General features: G+C 61.7%; 12 protein-coding genes and 4 pseudogenes. 6 read left to right on the forward strand and 10 right to left on the reverse strand.

Annotated elements, in window-relative coordinates:
• Positions 1 to 147: 147 nt before the first annotated feature.
• Positions 148 to 1,665 carry a sodium/proline symporter PutP gene (gene putP, locus HMPREF9371_RS05980; protein ID WP_040660266.1) on the forward strand — a complete coding sequence of 506 codons (1,518 nt, stop codon included), beginning with the start codon at positions 148 to 150 and terminating at the stop codon, positions 1,663 to 1,665.
• Between the two features lie 138 nt (positions 1,666 to 1,803).
• Here the strand turns inward: putP and HMPREF9371_RS13380 are convergent.
• Positions 1,804 to 2,075 (reverse strand): annotated as a pseudogene (locus HMPREF9371_RS13380) (ATP-dependent exonuclease).
• 29 nt (positions 2,076 to 2,104) lie between these two features.
• Here HMPREF9371_RS13380 and putA point away from each other — a divergent pair.
• Positions 2,105 to 5,710, forward strand: coding sequence for a bifunctional proline dehydrogenase/L-glutamate gamma-semialdehyde dehydrogenase PutA (gene putA / locus HMPREF9371_RS05985; RefSeq protein WP_009119083.1), 3,606 nt, complete (start codon positions 2,105 to 2,107; stop codon positions 5,708 to 5,710).
• On the opposite strand, the pseudogene HMPREF9371_RS13385 reads toward putA, so the two are convergent.
• Positions 5,711 to 5,917: pseudogene (locus HMPREF9371_RS13385) on the reverse strand (ATP-dependent exonuclease); the annotation flags it as partial.
• Between the two features lie 153 nt (positions 5,918 to 6,070).
• Between HMPREF9371_RS13385 and fdx the strand changes: the two are divergent.
• The 4 genes and pseudogenes from fdx (at position 6,071) to xth (ending at position 7,709) form a co-directional block, all read left to right on the forward strand.
• Entirely contained in the window at positions 6,071 to 6,412 is a 342-nt protein-coding gene (gene fdx / locus HMPREF9371_RS05990) for an ISC system 2Fe-2S type ferredoxin (RefSeq protein ID WP_040660875.1), read from the forward strand.
• 68 nt (positions 6,413 to 6,480) lie between these two features.
• Positions 6,481 to 6,675, forward strand: a complete 195-nt coding sequence (iscX, locus tag HMPREF9371_RS05995; RefSeq protein ID WP_009119085.1) for a Fe-S cluster assembly protein IscX — start codon at positions 6,481 to 6,483, stop codon at positions 6,673 to 6,675.
• A 56-nt stretch (positions 6,676 to 6,731) separates the two neighbouring features.
• A pseudogene (locus HMPREF9371_RS13390) lies at positions 6,732 to 6,922 on the forward strand (hypothetical protein); the annotation flags it as partial.
• Positions 6,923 to 6,941: 19 nt separating this feature from the next.
• Positions 6,942 to 7,709 carry an exodeoxyribonuclease III gene (xth, locus tag HMPREF9371_RS06000; RefSeq protein WP_040660268.1) on the forward strand — a complete coding sequence of 256 codons (768 nt, stop codon included), beginning with the start codon at positions 6,942 to 6,944 and terminating at the stop codon, positions 7,707 to 7,709.
• Between the two features lie 424 nt (positions 7,710 to 8,133).
• On the opposite strand, the gene HMPREF9371_RS06005 is transcribed toward xth, so the two are convergent.
• The 8 genes and pseudogenes from HMPREF9371_RS06005 to mutS form a co-directional block, all read right to left on the reverse strand.
• On the reverse strand, positions 8,134 to 8,733 hold the full coding sequence (locus tag HMPREF9371_RS06005; protein ID WP_009119087.1) for a response regulator: 600 nt from the start codon (positions 8,731 to 8,733) through the stop codon (positions 8,134 to 8,136).
• Between the two features lie 11 nt (positions 8,734 to 8,744).
• Positions 8,745 to 8,906: a lipoprotein signal peptidase gene (locus HMPREF9371_RS13395; protein ID WP_232203133.1), complete on the reverse strand. Its 162-nt coding sequence runs from the start codon at positions 8,904 to 8,906 to the stop codon at positions 8,745 to 8,747.
• Positions 8,907 to 8,957: 51 nt separating this feature from the next.
• Positions 8,958 to 9,524, reverse strand: a pseudogene (locus HMPREF9371_RS13400) (sensor histidine kinase); the annotation flags it as partial.
• Positions 9,525 to 9,593: 69 nt separating this feature from the next.
• The gene (locus HMPREF9371_RS13405; RefSeq protein WP_009119089.1) at positions 9,594 to 10,424 is read right to left on the reverse strand and encodes a phosphate/phosphite/phosphonate ABC transporter substrate-binding protein; all 831 of its coding nucleotides are present in this window, start codon (positions 10,422 to 10,424) and stop codon (positions 9,594 to 9,596) included.
• Positions 10,425 to 10,460: 36 nt separating this feature from the next.
• A complete protein-coding gene (locus HMPREF9371_RS13790; protein WP_269596917.1) occupies positions 10,461 to 10,595 on the reverse strand; it encodes a hypothetical protein in 135 nt (44 codons plus the stop codon).
• Between the two features lie 178 nt (positions 10,596 to 10,773).
• Positions 10,774 to 11,739 carry a hypothetical protein gene (locus tag HMPREF9371_RS06015; RefSeq protein WP_040660270.1) on the reverse strand — a complete coding sequence of 322 codons (966 nt, stop codon included), beginning with the start codon at positions 11,737 to 11,739 and terminating at the stop codon, positions 10,774 to 10,776.
• Between the two features lie 168 nt (positions 11,740 to 11,907).
• Positions 11,908 to 12,810 carry a patatin-like phospholipase family protein gene (locus tag HMPREF9371_RS06020; RefSeq protein WP_009119092.1) on the reverse strand — a complete coding sequence of 301 codons (903 nt, stop codon included), beginning with the start codon at positions 12,808 to 12,810 and terminating at the stop codon, positions 11,908 to 11,910.
• Between the two features lie 75 nt (positions 12,811 to 12,885).
• A complete protein-coding gene (gene mutS / locus HMPREF9371_RS06025; RefSeq protein ID WP_009119093.1) occupies positions 12,886 to 15,480 on the reverse strand; it encodes a DNA mismatch repair protein MutS in 2,595 nt (864 codons plus the stop codon).
• Positions 15,481 to 15,801 lie beyond the last annotated feature (321 nt).

The following is a 15,801-nucleotide window of genomic DNA, read 5'->3' on the forward strand; positions in this document are numbered from 1 at the left end:
AGCGCCGTCTTAACGCCAAGCGTAGGCGATATTTACAAAAATTGACCGAACGCGCGTTTCTGAAGTATAAACGCAAAGTTTGGCGGCGGTCGGCCCGACGCGCCCCCACACACCTTTTCAAACAACAACCCACGAGGTTATTGCATCATGAATCCCATGTACATCACCTTCGGTGTGTATCTGGTGGCCGTTTTGCTCATCGGCTTGGCCGCCTATTTCTCCACCCGCAATTTTGACGACTACATTTTGGGCGGCCGCAGCTTGGGCCCCTTCGTGACCGCCATGTCGGCCGGCGCTTCCGATATGTCCGGCTGGCTGCTGATGGGTCTGCCCGGCGCGATTTACGCTTCCGGCTTGGCCGAAGCTTGGATTGCCATCGGCCTCACCGTGGGCGCTTATTTCAACTGGCTCTTGGTGGCCGGCCGTCTGCGCGTGCACACCGAATACAACAACAACGCCCTTACCCTGCCCGAATACTTCTTCCACCGTTTCGGCGCACAGGGCAAAGCGATGAAGGTAATCTCCGCCGCCATCATCCTGTTTTTCTTCACCATCTATTGCGCTTCCGGTGTGGTGGCGGGCGCCCGTCTGTTCCAGAGCCTGTTTACCGATATGTCTTACCAGCAGGCGCTGTGGCTCGGCGCCGGCGCCACCATTGCCTACACCTTCATCGGCGGTTTCTTGGCGGTGAGCTGGACCGACACCGTGCAGGCCACGCTGATGATTTTCGCCCTGATCCTGACCCCGATTATGGTGTACCTGAGCTTGGGCGGTGCGGATGAAATGAGCGCCGCCATCCAAGCCGCCGCTGTGGCCGCCAACACCGAATACGGCAGCCTGCTCACCGGCACCACCTTGGTCGGCATTATTTCCACTGCCGCCTGGGGCTTGGGCTATTTCGGCCAGCCGCACATTCTGGCGCGCTTCATGGCCGCCGAAAACGTGAAATCGCTCACCAGCGCCCGCCGCATCGGCATGACTTGGATGGTGTTTTGCTTGGCCGGGGCCGTGGCCGTGGGCTATTTCGGTATCGCCTACTTCGGCGCCAACCCCGAACAGGCGGCCGCCATGCAGGGCAACAACGAGCGCGTGTTCATCGCCTTGGCCACCCTGCTGTTCAACCCGTGGATTGCCGGCGTGATTTTGTCTGCCATTCTGGCTGCGGTGATGTCCACCTTGTCCTGCCAGCTTTTGGTGTGCTCCAGCGCCATCACCGAAGACTTCTATAAAGGCTTCCTGCGCCCCAACGCCGCCCAGAAAGAGCTGGTGTGGGTGGGCCGCATCATGGTGTTGGCCGTGGCCGTAATCGCCATCCTGCTGGCCGCCGACCCCGACAGCAAAGTGCTGCGCCTGGTGTCTTACGCCTGGGCCGGCTTCGGTGCCGCCTTCGGCCCGGTGGTGATTCTGTCGGTGTTCTGGAAGCGCATGACCGCCAACGGCGCACTGGCCGGCATGATTACCGGTGCCGTGGTGGTGGTGCTGTGGGCGGAAAAAGTGAATCCCGCCCTGAAAGCGGCCAATCTGCAAACCATGTATGAAATCGTGCCCGGCTTCATCGCCTGCGCCATTGCCGTGGTGGCCGTTTCCCTGCTCGGCAAAGCGCCCAGCCAAGAGGTTCAGGAACGCTTCGAACAAGCCGACCGCGACTACCATGCCGCCAAATAAATCGGCCGTTTGATGATGTGCTCAGGCTACCTGAAACCGCAATAGGTGGGTTTCAGGTAGCCTGATTGGCATTCAGGTCAGCCAAACAGGCGGCAAAACTTTGCCTTCCATCAAGCCCGCAAACATCGGTTTGGTTTATCATATCCACCTGATTTTCGCCTGAATGGCGGCCTCAAATTCAAGCTGAGACCTTTGCAAAACCCCCAGATGTGGATGCAGTTCAAGGCGTAGCAGCGCAGCGAGCGTGAACGCCAGGAATCCCTGTGGGACAGACATATCATGAAGATAGGCAAGCGAGCGAGCAGTACCCATAGGGCATAAACGCACAACGCAGAAATGCGCCGCAGATGAGGGTTTTGCAAAGGTCTCAGGCTACCCGAAACCCAGCCGAGCGCTTTCAGGTAGCCCATTTCCCGCACTCTACATCACGGAGATTCCCATGTTCCAGTTTGCCCATCCGCAACAAGCCCCCTTGCGCCAAGCCATTACCGAAGCCTACCGCCGCGACGAAGTGGCGGCCGTGGACGATATGTTGCGGCAGGCGCAGATGAGTGCAGAAGAGCGCAGCGCCGCCGCCGACTTGGCCCGCCGCCTGGTTACCCAAGTGCGCAGTAGCCGAAGCAAATCTTCGGGCGTGGACGCGCTGATGCACGAATTCTCCCTTTCCAGCGACGAAGGCGTGGCGCTGATGTGTCTGGCCGAAGCCCTGTTGCGCATCCCCGACAACGCCACCCGCAACAAACTCATCCACGACAAACTGGCCGACGGCGACTGGAAAAGCCATTTGGGCCACAGCCCGTCCCTATTCGTTAACGCCGCCGCCTGGGGCCTGCTGATCACCGGCAAGCTGACCAACCCCACCAACGAACAAAGCCTGTCCGCCTCGCTTACCCGCATGTTGGGCAAAGGCGGCGAACCCCTCATCCGCAAAGGTGTGGACTACGCCATGCGTATGCTGGGCAAACAGTTTGTGACCGGCCAAACCATTGAAGAAGCGCTGGCCAACGGCAAAGAGCGCGAAAAACTGGGCTACCGCTTCTCCTTCGATATGCTCGGCGAAGCGGCCATGACGCAGGCCGATGCCGACCGCTATTACCAAGATTATGTGAACGCCATCCACGCCATCGGCAAAGACGCCGCCGGCGCCGGCGTGTATGAAGGCAACGGCATCTCGGTGAAACTTTCCGCCATCCACCCGCGCTATGTGCGTGCCCAGCACGGGCGCGTGATGAGCGAACTGCTGCCGCGCCTGAAAAACCTGTTCCTGCTGGCCAAGCAGTACAACATCGGCCTCAACATCGACGCCGAAGAAGCCAACCGCCTGGAGCTGTCGCTGGATTTAATGGAAGCGCTGGTATCCGACCCCGACTTGGCCGGCTTCAACGGCATCGGCTTTGTGGTACAGGGCTACCAGAAACGCTGCCCGTTTGTGATCGATTATTTAATCGACCTCGCCCGCCGCAGCAAACAGAAGCTGATGATCCGCCTGGTAAAAGGCGCCTACTGGGACAGCGAAATCAAATGGGCGCAGGTGGACGGCATGGACGGCTATCCGGTTTATACCCGCAAAGTGCACACCGATATTTCCTATCTGGCCTGCGCACGCAAACTGCTGGCCGCGCAAGATGCCGTGTTCCCGCAATTTGCCACCCACAATGCCTACACCTTGGCTGCCATTTACCAAATGGGCGAAGGCAAAGACTACGAATTCCAATGTCTGCACGGCATGGGCGAAACCCTGTACGACCAAGTGGTCGGCAGCCAAAACCTAGGCCGCCGCGTGCGCATTTACGCCCCGGTCGGCACCCACGAAACCCTGCTCGCCTATTTGGTGCGCCGTCTGCTGGAAAACGGCGCCAACTCCTCGTTTGTGAACCAGATCGTCGATGAAAAAATCAGCATCGACGAACTCATCCGCAGCCCCTTCGATACCTTGGCGCAAGAAGGCATCCGCCTGCACCGCGCCTTGCCGATGCCGCGCGAACTGTACGGCCACGAGCGCGTCAACTCGCAAGGCATCGATTTGAGCAACGAAAACGTGTTGCAAAACCTGCAACAGCAAATGAATGCCGCCGCCGGACGAAGCTTTCAGGTAGCCTCTTTAATCAACGGCCAAAGCCGTCCGGCCGCCGCCGCGCACCATGTGCCGAATCCGGCCGACCACGGCGATATTGTCGGCAGCGCCTCGTTTGCCGACGCCGGCTTGGCACAGGAAGCGGTCAGCATTGCCGTGGCCGCCCAGCCGGCCTGGTCGGCCAAGCCCGCCGCCGAGCGCGCTGCCTGTCTGCGCCGCTTTGCCGACCTGATGGAAGCGCACACCCCCACACTGATGATGCTGGCCGTGCGCGAAGCGGGCAAAACTCTGCAAAACGCCATTGCCGAAGTGCGTGAAGCGGTGGATTTCTGCCGCTACTACGCCAGCGAAGCCGAACTCACGCTACCTGAAAACACCCCCGGCCTGGGTGCCGTGGTCGCCATCAGCCCGTGGAATTTCCCCTTGGCGATTTTTGTCGGCGAAGTGGCCGCTTCCTTGGCCGCCGGCAACAGCGTGGTGGCCAAACCCGCGGAGCAAACCAGCATCATCGCCCACTACGCCGTTTCCCTGATGCATGAAGCCGGCGTGCCCGGCGACGTGCTGCAGCTGGTGCTCGGCGCGGGCGATGTGGGCGCGGCGCTCACCCAAGACCCGCGCATCAGCGGCGTCATCTTCACCGGCTCCACCGAAGTGGCGCGCCTGATCAACCAAACGCTGGCCAAACGCAGCGACAACCCGGTGCTGATTGCCGAAACCGGCGGCCAAAACGCCATGATCGTCGATTCCACTGCCCTGCCCGAACAAGTGGTGGCCGATGTATTGAACTCCGCCTTCGACAGCGCCGGCCAACGCTGCTCCGCTCTGCGCATCCTTTGTCTGCAGGAAGACATCGCCGACCACTTCCTCGCCATGATCAAAGGCGCGATGAACGAGTTGCGCGTGGGCAACCCGCTGCGTCTCCACACCGACATCGGCCCGGTAATCGACGCCGAAGCGCGCGACAACCTGCAACGCCACATCGACCGCATGAAAGGGCTGGCCAAGTCCTACCACGAAGTGCCGCTCGCCGCCGATGCCGCCAACGGCACCTTCGTCGCCCCCGTGCTGTTCGAGCTGAACAATCTGCAGGAGCTGCGCCAGGAAGTGTTCGGCCCCGTGCTGCACGTGGTGCGTTACCGCGCCGGTGAGCTGGACGAGCTCATCGCGCAAATCAACAGCAAATGCTACGCCCTCACCCACGGTATCCACAGCCGCATCGATGCCACCGTGGCGCACATCCGCAGCCGCATCGAGGCCGGCAATGTGTATGTGAACCGCAACATCGTCGGCGCCGTGGTGGGCGTGCAACCCTTCGGCGGTCACGGCCTCTCCGGCACTGGCCCCAAAGCCGGCGGCCCCTTCTACCTGCAACGCTTAAGCCGCCTGAAACGCTGGCGCATCCCGCGCCTGAGCCGCATCGGCCAGGCCGACGAAGCCGCGCTCGCCCGCCTGCAGGAAGTGCTGGCCGCCCTGCCGCTCTCCCAGGAACAAAAACTGGAGCTGGCCGGCAAAATGGGCCAAGCGCGCCTGCACACCCTGCGTCAGGCCGAGTTGGCCCTGCCCGGCCCCACCGGCGAGCACAACAGCATGAACTGGCACACGCCCAAGCAGGTGTGGCTCTACGGTGGCGACTTGGCGCAATCCTTTGCCGCCCTCGCTACCCTGGCCGCTTCCGGCATCCACACCGTGGTGGAGTCCGGCCACCCCTTGGCCGCCTATGCCGACCGTCTCGGCGGCCTGCTCTCCACGCACGGCCGCCCCGAAACCGCCGACATGACCCATGTGGTGGCATTGGAGCCGATGACGGCGGAATACCGCCAGGCGTTGGCCGATCATCCCGGCCCGCTCACCCGCATTCACAACGCGGCCGACGGTCTGGACGTCTTGCGCCTGTTCTCCGAAGTGGCCTGCAGCATCAACACCACCGCCGCCGGCGGCAACGCCAGCCTGATGGCCATGCACGATTTGTAAAGCCTGAGACCTTTGCAAAACTCCCAGATGTGGATGCAGTTCAAGGCGTAGCAGCACAGCGAGTGTGAACGTCAGGAATCCCTGTGGGACAGACATATCATCTACAAGGCTAAGCGAGCGAGCAGTACCCATAGGGCATAAACGCACAACGCAGAAATGCGCCGCAGATGGGGGTTGCAAAGGTCTCAGCCCGCCATCCCGCAACAGGCTACCTGAACACCACGCCGCCCCGCAGCGGCAGGCTTTCAGGTAGCCTGCTTCCTTTTGCCGCCGCCCTGCAACAGCCTCATTCTGAAAAAAAACAGCATTTCAGGTACAATGCCGCCGTTTTCCCATCCCATTTTCACCCATACACACACCATGCCCAAAATCACCGTCCTGCCCCACGCCGAGCTCTGCCCGGAGGGCAAAATCATCGAAGACGCCCCCAGCGGCCGCTCCCTCTGCGATCTGCTGCTCGAACACGACATCGAAATCGAGCACGCCTGCGAAAAATCCTGCGCCTGCACCACCTGCCACGTGGTTATCCGCCAAGGCTTTGACAGCCTGCCCGAAGCAGGCGAAATCGAAGAAGATCTGCTCGACCAAGCCTGGGGCTTGGAAGCCACCTCCCGCCTCAGCTGCCAAGCCTGCGTGGGCGACGAAGATTTGGTGGTGGAAATCCCCAAATACACCATCAACCACGCCCGCGAACACCATTAACAAACCAAACCCGTTCGCCCCGGGTCGTTGCGCCCGACACTTCCCAACCGCTTTTCAGGTAGCCCGCCATGAAATGGACCGACACCCAACGCATCGCCGAAGAGCTCTACGATGCCCACCCCGACACCGACCCCAAAACCATCCGCTTCACCCACTTGCGCGAGCTGGTGCTGGCCTTGCCGGATTTCGACGACGATCCCGCCCGCAGCGGCGAACGCATACTCGAAGCCATCCAGCAGGCTTGGATTGATGAAGCCGAGTAATCCCGGTTATCGCAGGCTACCTGAAGGCCGCCCCGATTTCAGGTAGCCTGCGACCTCTGCAAAACCCCCATCTGTGGCGCATTTCTGCGTTGTGCGTTTATGCCCTATGGGTACTGCTCGCTCGCTTACCTATCCAGATGATATGTCTTTCCCACAGGGATTCCTGGCGTTCACGCTCGCTGCGCTGCTACGCCTTGAACTGCATCCACATCTGGGGGTTTTGCAAAGGTCTCAGCCTTCCTGTCGAACCCCACCACCCGAATGCCATGAAAATCGCCACCTGGAACGTCAATTCTCTCAACGTCCGCCTGCCGCAGGTCAGCAACTGGCTGATCGAACACCGGCCCGACATTCTCTGTCTGCAAGAGCTCAAACTCGAGCAAGACAAATTCCCCCTTGCCGCTTTCGAGTTGCTCGGCTACCGCGCCGTGTGGAGCGGGCAGAAAACCTATAACGGCGTGGCCATTCTCAGCCGCAGCGAAGCGGCCGACGTGCACACCGGTCTGCCCGACCTGCCGGACGACCCGCAACGGCGCGTCATCGCCGCCACCATCGACGGCGTGCGCGTGATCAATGTGTATTGCGTCAACGGCGAAGCAGTGGGCAGCGAAAAATTCGCCTACAAAGAGCAATGGTTCGCCGCCCTCAACCGCCTAGTGGCGCAAGAGCTGGCGCAACACGACGAGCTGGTGCTGCTGGGCGACTTCAACATCGCCCCTGCCGACCGCGACGTGTACGACCCGGAAAAATGGCATGAAAAAATCCATTGTTCTTCCGCCGAGCGGCAATGGTTTGCCGAACTGCTGCAACTGGGCTTGGGCGATGGCCTGCGCCACCTGCATCCCGAAGCGCAAATGTTTACTTGGTGGGATTACCGCATGAATATGTTCCGCCGCAAGCTCGGCCTGCGCATCGACCATATTTTGTGCAGCCCGGCGCTGCTTGCCCGTCTGCAGCAATTGGAGGTCGACACCGCCACCCGCGCTCTCGAGCGCCCCAGCGACCATGCTCCGGTTTGGGCCGTTTTTGCCTGAACGGCGCCAATCTCGCCGCCGGCCGCCTTGGATGGCGAGGCGGCTGATTTTTGATCTAATTGTTAATTTTGTTTAAAAAAATCTGAATAAATAAATATTTAGACTAAATACTCGTTCTTATTTAAATTAACTTTCGTCAAAATTTTGCCAAATTATGGCTTAAGAATAAATTTTTCAGATAAAAAATGACAAAATTCTAGACAATATATTCCAGCGTGGGTATAATTCGTCTCGCTTACATGGATTCCTGAATGGGGATGTGTGAGCAGTAAGTAGACGTTTTCCCGCAAGTTTGCCACCAATACTTCCTCCCTTGGTATTGGTGGCGTTTTTTACTTGTGGGGTTTTGTCATCATATCGTTAAGGTGAACTTACAAATAAGATATGTCGGGCTTGTAGGCTACCTGAACCGCCCAATACCGTTTTATTTCCCTTCTTCCAAAGCCGCCAAGGCCTGAATCAGGGCGGCCATGCTGTCGGCCTGCATTTTCTCCATCAAATGGGCACGGTGCACTTCTACCGTGCGTACCGACACATTCAGCGTTTCCGCCATGGTCTTATTGGTGTGGCCCTGCAACAGCAGCCGCGCCACCGCCTGCTCTTTGGCGCTCAGCTGCTTGAAACGCCGGCGGTTCTGCCACAGGGCATAATTCGTTTCGCTTTGGCTGCGGGCGGCCGCCAAAGCGGCTTGCAGGCGTTGCAGCGACACCGGTTTTTCCAAAAAGTCCACCGCCCCCCGTTGCAGCATATCGACCGCCAGCGGCACGTCGCCGAAACCGGTCATCACCACCAAGGCCAGCGGGCTGTCTTGCGCCTGTAGCGCCTGCTGGAGCTGCTGGCCGTTCAGCCACGGCATATTCCAATCGCTCAATACCACGCCGGGCGTCTCCAGATCGGCCTGTTGCAAAAATTCGCGCGGATCCGCCCACAATTGCGGCCGGTAACCCAAGCTTTCGAGCAGAAAGCCGCAGGCATCCAGCACGGCGGCATCGTCATCGACCACATGAACGGCCAGATTAAGCATGTTTTTTCCTTTCAGGTAGCCTGAGACCTTTGCAAAACCCCCAGATGTGGATGCAGTTCAAGGCGTAGCAGCGCAGCGAGCGTAGACATATCATGAAGATAGGCAAGCGAGCGAGCAGCGCACAACGCAGAAATGCGCCGCAGATGGGGGTTTTGCAAAGGTCTCAGCCTGATTTCGGCACGGGCGCCGCAAACCGCACCACGGCGGTTGCTCAGGTGCAGGCTGCCGCCGATGCTGCGCAGCAGGCGGTCGCAAATGGCCAGCCCTAAGCCCAAGCCGTCGTGTTTGCTGCTGCGGAAGGGCACAAAGGGCTGGGCCAGCACCGCTTCGTCAAAACCGCCGCCGTCATCTTCGATGCGGATGATCCAGCCGCCGTCTGCGGCCCGCTCCACCGTCATTTCCACTTGGCCCACCTGTTGCTGTTGGCTGTTGAGCAGGCAGTTCATCATCACCTGTTCCACAATGCTGGCCACGGTATAGATATGTGTTTGTCCGCTTTGGTTGCACCAATACAGCCGCGGCGGATCTTTTTGGCAGGCCAGCCAGTCGGCGCAGCGGCGCAACATGTCTTCCACCGCCACTTCGGCATACACATGCTCCGGCGTTTTCACCCATTGGCGCAGATTGCGGATGATGCCGCTGCCGCGCTCGGTGGTTTGGATGATGTTGGCCAGCGCACGGCGTACCGCGTCTTGGCCGCCGCCGCTGTCGAGCAGATGCAGGCCGCCTTCGGCGTAATGGCGGATGGCCGCTATCGGCTGGTTCAGTTCGTGCGCCAGGCCGGCGGCCATTTCGCCGGCGATGTTGAGGCGGTCGGCGTGCGCCAGCAGCCGGTCGCGCTCGCGCAGCTGGCGGTATGCCTACCGCAGTTTTTTCCGCCGCCGGTAGGCCAGCCAGCTCATCCAGGCGTAATTGATCAGGGAAATCAACACGGCCAGCCCCAAGGCACCGGCGAGCAATTTGTTCTCTTGCAGCCATTTGCGGCCTTGGTTTTGCCAGCTCGGGTGCAGCGGATGGCGGCCCAATTCGGCCAACACCTGTTCGGCCGCCACAAAAGACACCGGCGGCGACCAGCCCGGCATGCCCTCGGCCGGGGTGTGGCCGAACAAAAGCCCCATCATGCGCGTGGCCTGTTCTTCGGGCACGGAAGGCAGCGCCGCCAATACCCAATGGGGAAACACCGGTGTGGCGGAAACGCAGCCGTTCACGGTGGTTTGCACCGACAAAGGCCGGAAGCTTTCTGCCGGCAAGCCCTGCCGGGCCCGCCACTCTTCCATTAAACATAAAGGGGCAATGGCGGCGTCCACCTCGCCCCGGTGCAGCGCTTCCACCGTCTGCTCAATCGGATAACCGGTGAAAACCGGCAGGTAGTCTTTACCCGCGTGCAATCCGTGCTGCAACAGCAGGCGTTCGGCCAGCATAAAGCCGCCGAACGCCTGTTCGTCCACCGCCGCAACCCGCTTGCCGCGCAAGTCGCGCTCGTCTCGCCAAAGGGCTTCTTGGCGCACCCAAATCGCACTGCCTACCTGCTCGGTCGCCCGCGGCGTGTGCCCGTTGGGGAAACGGGCCGTGGCCAGCCAACGCCAGCCCTCGGTGTCGGGCAGCACCACAAACTGGGCCTGCGGCCCGAGGGCAAAATCCACCCGCCCGGCCGCCAGCTCGTGCTGCCAGTCGGCCAAAGCCAACGGCACCAGGACAAACTGTTCTTCCGGCTGTTTCTCGCCCAGTCAGTTCAGCCAGGGCTGCCACTGCGCCCGGGCGGCTTCCGTGCCTTGGGGCGCCAAAATGCCCACATACCAAGTCTTGGCCGACACCGCCGCCGATAGCGACAGCAGCAAACACAGCAAGCCCAAACGCATCATGGCCAGGTTTCCTTCCGAGACGACCATCTGAGACCTTTGCATCTCCCCATCTGAGGCGCATTTCTGCGTTGTGCGCTGCTACGCCTTGAACGGCATCCACATCTGGGGGTTTGCAAAGGTCTCTATCTGTAAATTGGCCCGGGCTTCGCCGCCGGCTGGCGGCGCGTCCCAAGCAGTTTCAGCCGGCCAGGCTGCCGGCAAAGGTTTTTTTCCGTTTCCAGAAGCGCCAGCCGCTGCGGGCCGCCAACAGCAGGCGGCCGCCGGCGGGGCCGTCGGTTTGCAGGCAGAGCCCAGACAGGCGGCCGTGTTGCAGGTCTTGCCACAGCGGGGCGAACAGGCTGCGCTCCCAGGCTTCGAGCTGGCTGCAATAGGCGTGGACGTCGGCGCATTGGACGGCGGTGGCGAGCGCGTCGAGATACAGGGCGGTGTCGGCCGGCGGCAGACCGCGGACGGCGGTTTCGGCCTGCCAGGCGGCCCAGCTTTCGGGCGCGGGCGCGGTTTCGCTGCGGCTGAAGGCGGCCCAAGGGCTATCGCTGCCGATGAGGCGGGCGGCGCTGTGGCCGTTGTCTGCCGGCAGGCTGTCCCACAGCCACAGGCCGTTGATCGGCGGGCGGCCTTCGGCTTGGCGCTGTTGGTTGACGGCTTGGCCGTGCAGCCACATTTGGATTTCGGTTTGCCGTTGCAGCCATTGGGTTTGCGCGGGGCCGACTGCGCGTTGGGTGCCGTCGGCCTGGCCGACGATGTCCAACACGCAGGGCGCCTGCCAGCCGGCGGTTTCGGGCAGATGCAGCAGCCACAAATCGGGGCGCAGCGGCTCGAAGCGCCAGCCGTCTTCGGCATACAGGGTGTTCAGGCCGTCGCACAGGGTGTGGGCTTCTGCTGCGCTGACGGCCAGCACGCGGTTGTCGAGTATCTGCACGCTGTGCATGCCGGCCTGCTGCCAAACCGGGCTGGCGAAGGCATAGGGCTGCGGGCTCAGTTGGGAAAGGTGGACCTTGAGCTGGCGGAAACAGAAATCGGCGGGCGTGGCGGGCGCGGCTTGGAAACGGCCGAAGCGCAGCAGTTTATCGAGATGGGGCAGCTTGAGTGGCGGCAGGGTGTCGGGGTGGGGCCAATGCAGGCCGGGCAGATTGAGGGTAAACATGGCGGGCAGGGCAGGTGGGCAAACGCTCGGGCGGGGCAAACCGATGGGGCGGTTTCAGGTAGCCCGAGCAATGTTTGAGCGGTTAATGGATACGGCAAAGGGGAGGGGAGTTCAGGCTACCTGAAAAGACGGGATCGGGCTTTCAGGTAGCCGGTTGCGAGGCAGGGTTTATTGCAGGCGGTAGCGCGAGAGCACGGCGCGGATTTTCGGCAGGGCGGCGCGGGCGGCGTCTTCACCCAGTTTAATGGCTTGGGCGCGTTCGTCAAAGCCGCCGACCGCGCCCAGCCGTTGTACCTGCGGTTTGATCACCACGTCGGCGCCGGCCAGCTCGTTATTGAGGGCGGCGGTGTTCATGATGTTCAGGCTTTGGTCGAGATAGGAGAAAAAGCCGCTTTCGGTGAGGCGGGCGGGTTTGGCCGAAATGTCCACCGCAATCACCACATTGGCGCCCAAGCCGCGGGCGGCGCCCACCGGCACGGGGGCGGTGAGGCCGCCGTCCACATAGCGTTTGCCGCCGATGAGGGCCGGTTGGAACACATTGGGAATGCTGGCCGAGGCGCGCACGGCCTGGCCGGCGTTGCCGCGGCTGAACACCACGCTGCGGCCGCTGTCGAACTCGGTGGCCACGGCGCCGAAGCGCAGCGGGAAGTTTTCCATCGGCCGGTTGCCGACTTTGCGGTTGATGAAGTTTTGCAGTTTTTCACCGCGGATGAAACCGCTGGTGGAAAGGGTGAGGTCCACCAAATCGGTTTTCTGCATGGCGTCGGCTTCCTGCGCCAAGCGTTCGGCATTCATGCCCGAGGCGTAGAGGCTGCCGACCACCGCGCCGGCGCTGGTGCCGGTAACCACTTTGACCGGAATGCGGTTTTCCTGCAGCACTTTGATCACGCCGATGTGGGCAAAGCCTTTGGAGGCGCCGCCGCCCAGGGCCAGGCCGATGACGGCCTGCGGTTTGGCGGTTTGCACCGGTTTGGGCGGAGCGGGTTTGGCGGAGCCGAAACCCAAGGTGCCGCAGGCAGACAGGCTGAGGGCGGCGGCAAGCGTGAGGAAGAAGCGGCGGGTGGCGGGCATGGCGGTTTCCTTTCGGCGGGTGGGGCAATGGTTTCAGGCTACCTGAAAGCCGATCATGTGTTGGGTTCTCGGCATTTACAGCAGGCTTTTTAAACGGTACAGGCAGTCCAGCGCCTGTTTCGGGCTCAGGTGGTCGGGTTCGACGGCGGCCAGCTCGGCCAGCAGGGGATGCGGGGCGGTGTCGGGCGGGGTGTCCGGGGTTGCGGTCAACAGACTGTCGTTTTGTTCAACGCTGTCCGGCCAGTTGTGGAAAATATCCAGCTGCGGGCGGCGGGCGGCGGCTTCGGCCTCGTGGTGTTCGAGGTGTTTTTGTGCGGCTTTGAGGGCGCGCGGCGGCAGGCCGGCCAGTTTGGCCACGGCGATGCCGTAGCTTTTGCTGGCGGGGCCGGGCTCGATGTGGTGCAGAAAAACAATGTCCTGACCCTGCTCCAGCGCGGAAAGATGCATATTGACGGCGGTGGCGTGGTGTTCAGGTAGCCCGGTGAGTTCGAAATAATGGGTGGCAAACAGGCTGAAGGAGCGGTTTTTCTGAATCAGGTGTTCGGCAATCGCCTGTGCCAGCGCGAGGCCGTCGAAGGTGGAGGTGCCGCGGCCGACTTCGTCCATCAGCACCAGAGATTGCTCGGTGGCGTGGTGCAGGATGTAGGCGGTTTCCGACATTTCCACCATGAAGGTGGAGCGGTTGCCGGCCAAATCGTCGGAGGCGCCGATGCGGGTGAAGATGCGGTCGATGGGGCCGATGCAGGCGCGTTCGGCGGGCACGAAGCTGCCGGTGTGCGCCAGCAGCACAATCAGGGCCGCCTGCCGCATATAGGTGGATTTGCCGCCCATGTTCGGGCCGGTGAGCAGCATCAGGCGGTGTTTGTTGTCGAGGCGGGTGTGGTTGGGGGTGAAACGCTGTACCTGCCGCTCGACAACAGGGTGGCGGCCGGCGTCAATTTCGATGCAGGGGTAATCGACAAATTCGGGCACGGTGTAGCCGTATTCGTCGGCGTGTTGGGCAAAGCAGCACAGCACGTCGAGGGTGGCGGCGGCTTTGGCAATTTGCTGGAGCAGGGGCAGCTGGGTCTGCAATTCCTGAATCAGGCCGTCGTAAAGGCGTTTTTCCCGCGCCAGCGCCTGCTCTTGGGCGGTGAGGACTTTGTCTTCAAAGGCTTTCAGTTCGGGCGTGATGAAGCGTTCGACGTTTTTCAGGGTTTGGCGACGTTGGTAGTCGGCCGGTGCCTGTTCGGCTTGGGTTTTGGAGAGCTCGATGTAGAAACCGTGTACGCGGTTGAATTCCACTTTGAGGGTGGAGAGGCCGGTGCGTTCGTGTTCGCGCTGTTCCAAATCCAGCAGGAATTCGTTGCCGTGGTTTTGAATGTGGCGCAACTCGTCCAATTCGGCGCAAAAGCCGTGGTTGATCACACCGCCGTCGCGCAGCCAGACGGCCGGTTCGGGCAGGATGGCGGCCTGCAGGCGTTCGGCGACGGCCCGGCCCGGCGGAAAGACAGCCTCTAGGGTGTGCAGCAGGGGGCTGTCGGGCAGGTGGAGGCCGGCCAGGGCAAACAGGCTGTCGCGCAGGCCGCTCAAATCGCGCGGGCGGGCGGAGCCGACGGCAATGCGGGCGGCGATGCGTTCGATGTCGGACAGGGTTTTCAGGTAGCCTTGGATGGCGGCGTATTCGCTGCCTAGGGCGGCGACGGCGGTTTGGCGGGCTCGGATGTGGGCGCGGTTGCGCAGGGGGTGGTGCAGCCATTGGGCGAGTAGGCGGCTGCCCATGTGGGTGGCGCAGCGGTCGAGCACGGAAAACAGGGTGGGCGCTTTTTTACCGCCCAGAGTGGCGGTGATTTCGAGGTTGCGCCGGGTGGCGGCGTCCATGCCGATGTATTCTTGTTCGGTTTCGAGCGACAGGCTGTCGAGGTGGCGCGGCAGTTGCGATTGGGTGAGCTGGATGTAGTTGAGCAGGGCGCCGGCGGCGCCGACGGCAGGGGCGTGTTCGGCGGGGTCGAGGCCGAAGCCGAGCAGGTCTTGGCTGCCAAAATAGCGGGTCAGCAGGTCGAAGCCGCTGTCGGCGGCAAACTGCCAGTCGTGCAGGCGGGTGCTTTGCAGGGCGGCGGGCAGTTCGGGCAGATGGGCGGCGGTTTCGTCGCTGAGCAGGATTTCGGCGGGCTGCAGGCGAGCCAGTTCGTCGGCCAGTTGGCCGGGGCGGATGATTTTGGTTTTGAATTCGCCGCTTTGCAGCGAGGCCCAGGCGAGGCCGAGTTGTTGTTTGTGCGTTTTGTGGCGGCAGAGGGCGAGAATGCGGTTGGTTTCTTTGTCTTCCAAGAGGGCGGAGTCGGTGAGGGTGCCGGGGGTGACGATGCGCACCACTTCGCGCGCCACCGGGCCTTTGCCGACCCCCACTTCACCCACTTGCTCGCAAATGGCTACGCTTTTGCCCAGCTTCACCAGGCGGGCGAGGTATTGCTCGGCGGAGTGGTGCGGCACGCCGGCCATTTTGATTGGTTCGCCGTCCAGCTGGCCGCGGGTGGTGAGGGTGATGTCGAGCAGCTTGGCGGCTTCCACGGCGTCGTCGAAAAACAGCTCGTAGAAGTCGCCCATGCGGTAGAACAGCAGTTTGTCGGCGTGGCCGGCTTTGATGCTGAGATACTGTTGCATCATGGGCGAGACGGTGGGTTTGCTGCTCATGCGAGGCTACCTGAAAAAAGAAAACAGGGCGTTATTCTAGCGGCTGGTGCGGCTTTCAGGTAGCCTGATGCCTTGGCAAATCCCATTTGCGGCGCCTGCCTGTGTGGTGTGGCGCCCTTTGTGTGCTTATCTGCTTGATGTGTTTCTCTCGCAGGGATTCTTTGTCATGTGTGCTCGCTGTGCGGCTGCGTTTTGAACGGCTTCTGCATCTGACACTTCTCCGGCCTCCTGACGGCAAGGCGCTGGCATCTGCGGCCGGCTTGCGGGAAAGCGTTTGGCGAAAAACGGTGAATGGCTAGGCAAAATAGGCGGGCAGAGCAG

This window comes from Neisseria shayeganii 871, assembly GCF_000226875.1.
Lineage (GTDB): Bacteria > Pseudomonadota > Gammaproteobacteria > Burkholderiales > Neisseriaceae > Eikenella > Eikenella shayeganii.

Excerpts from the sequence above, each read along its gene's own strand:
- HMPREF9371_RS13790 (WP_269596917.1), bottom strand. The coding sequence starts at position 10,595 with ATGATGCGTTTGGGCTTGCTGTGTTTGCTGCTGTCGCTATCGGCGGCG.
- xth (WP_040660268.1), top strand. The coding sequence starts at position 6,942 with ATGAAAATCGCCACCTGGAACGTCAATTCTCTCAACGTCCGCCTGCCG.
- mutS (WP_009119093.1), bottom strand. The coding sequence starts at position 15,480 with ATGAGCAGCAAACCCACCGTCTCGCCCATGATGCAACAGTATCTCAGC.
- HMPREF9371_RS06005 (WP_009119087.1), bottom strand. The coding sequence starts at position 8,733 with ATGCTTAATCTGGCCGTTCATGTGGTCGATGACGATGCCGCCGTGCTG.
- putA (WP_009119083.1), top strand. The coding sequence starts at position 2,105 with ATGTTCCAGTTTGCCCATCCGCAACAAGCCCCCTTGCGCCAAGCCATT.
- putP (WP_040660266.1), top strand. The coding sequence starts at position 148 with ATGAATCCCATGTACATCACCTTCGGTGTGTATCTGGTGGCCGTTTTG.
- iscX (WP_009119085.1), top strand. The coding sequence starts at position 6,481 with ATGAAATGGACCGACACCCAACGCATCGCCGAAGAGCTCTACGATGCC.
- HMPREF9371_RS06020 (WP_009119092.1), bottom strand. The coding sequence starts at position 12,810 with ATGCCCGCCACCCGCCGCTTCTTCCTCACGCTTGCCGCCGCCCTCAGC.
- HMPREF9371_RS06015 (WP_040660270.1), bottom strand. The coding sequence starts at position 11,739 with ATGTTTACCCTCAATCTGCCCGGCCTGCATTGGCCCCACCCCGACACC.
- fdx (WP_040660875.1), top strand. The coding sequence starts at position 6,071 with ATGCCCAAAATCACCGTCCTGCCCCACGCCGAGCTCTGCCCGGAGGGC.